Annotated in this window: 2 rRNA genes; both read right to left on the bottom strand. The window is 57.1% G+C overall.

From position 1 onward, the window contains the following. Positions 1-117, bottom strand: a 5S ribosomal RNA gene (rrf, locus tag ACWCV9_RS37630). Positions 118-206: 89 nt separating this feature from the next. Beyond that, positions 207-2048: ribosomal RNA gene (locus tag ACWCV9_RS37625) — 23S ribosomal RNA — on the bottom strand; the annotation flags it as partial.

The raw sequence follows: 2048 nt of genomic DNA, 5'->3' as shown, positions 1-2048 counted from the left end.
GTTCGGCGGTGTCCTACTCTCCCACAGGGTCCCCCCTGCAGTACCATCGGCGCTGTGAGGCTTAGCTTCCGGGTTCGGAATGTAACCGGGCGTTTCCCTCACGCTATGACCACCGAAACACTATGAAACTGTGAACGCCGCACCACGCTGTGACAAACGTGGGGCTGTTCGTGGTTTCAGAACCAACACAGTGGACGCGAGCAACTGAGGACAAGCCCTCGGCCTATTAGTACCGGTCACCTCCACCAGTTACCTGGCTTCCAGATCCGGCCTATCAACCCAGTCGTCTACTGGGAGCCTTACCCCATCAAGTGGGTGGGAGTCCTCATCTCGAAGCAGGCTTCCCGCTTAGATGCTTTCAGCGGTTATCCCTCCCGAACGTAGCCAACCAGCCATGCCCTTGGCAGAACAACTGGCACACCAGAGGTTCGTCCGTCCCGGTCCTCTCGTACTAGGGACAGCCCTTCTCAAGACTCCTACGCGCACAGCGGATAGGGACCGAACTGTCTCACGACGTTCTAAACCCAGCTCGCGTACCGCTTTAATGGGCGAACAGCCCAACCCTTGGGACCGACTCCAGCCCCAGGATGCGACGAGCCGACATCGAGGTGCCAAACCATCCCGTCGATATGGACTCTTGGGGAAGATCAGCCTGTTATCCCCGGGGTACCTTTTATCCGTTGAGCGACGGCGCTTCCACAAGCCACCGCCGGATCACTAGTCCCGACTTTCGTCCCTGCTCGACCCGTCGGTCTCACAGTCAAGCTCCCTTGTGCACTTACACTCAACACCTGATTGCCAACCAGGCTGAGGGAACCTTTGGGCGCCTCCGTTACCCTTTAGGAGGCAACCGCCCCAGTTAAACTACCCATCAGACACTGTCCCTGATCCGGATCACGGACCCAGGTTAGACATCCAGCACGACCAGACTGGTATTTCAACGACGACTCCACCCACACTGGCGTATGAGCTTCAAAGTCTCCCAGCTATCCTACACAAGCCGAACCGAACACCAATATCAAACTGTAGTAAAGGTCCCGGGGTCTTTCCGTCCTGCTGCGCGAAACGAGCATCTTTACTCGTAGTGCAATTTCACCGGGCCTATGGTTGAGACAGTCGAGAAGTCGTTACGCCATTCGTGCAGGTCGGAACTTACCCGACAAGGAATTTCGCTACCTTAGGATGGTTATAGTTACCACCGCCGTTTACTGGCGCTTAAGTTCTCAGCTTCGCCCACCCGAAAGTGAGCTAACCGGTCCCCTTAACGTTCCAGCACCGGGCAGGCGTCAGTCCGTATACATCGCCTTACGGCTTCGCACGGACCTGTGTTTTTAGTAAACAGTCGCTTCTCGCTGGTCTCTGCGGCCACCCCCAGCCTGAGGAGCAAGTCCTCTCACCAGGTGTGGCCCCCCTTCTCCCGAAGTTACGGGGGCATTTTGCCGAGTTCCTTAACCATAGTTCACCCGAACGCCTCGGTATTCTCTACCTGACCACCTGAGTCGGTTTAGGGTACGGGCCGCCATGAAACTCGCTAGAGGCTTTTCTCGACAGCATAGGATCATCCACTTCACCACAATCGGCTCGGCATCAGGTCTCAGCCGTATGCAAGGCGGATTTGCCTACCTTGCGGCCTACACCCTTACCCCGGGACAACCACCGCCCGGGATGGACTACCTTCCTGCGTCACCCCATCACTCACCTACTACCAGCTCGGGCCACCGGCTCCACCACTTTCCATTCCCCGAAGGGTCCGGAACGGCTTCACGGGCTTAGCATCACTGGATTCGATGTTTGACGCTTCACAGCGGGTACCGGAATATCAACCGGTTATCCATCGACTACGCCTGTCGGCCTCGCCTTAGGTCCCGACTTACCCTGGGCAGATCAGCTTGACCCAGGAACCCTTAGTCAATCGGCGCAAACGTTTCTCACGTTTGTATCGCTACTCATGCCTGCATTCTCACTCGTCAACCGTCCACAACTACCTTCCGGTGCTGCTTCACCCGGCAGACGACGCTCCCCTACCCATCCATACAGGCGTTGGCCCT

This window comes from Streptomyces sp. NPDC001606, assembly GCF_053596835.1.
This window is presented reverse-complemented; position numbering and strand designations above follow the sequence as displayed.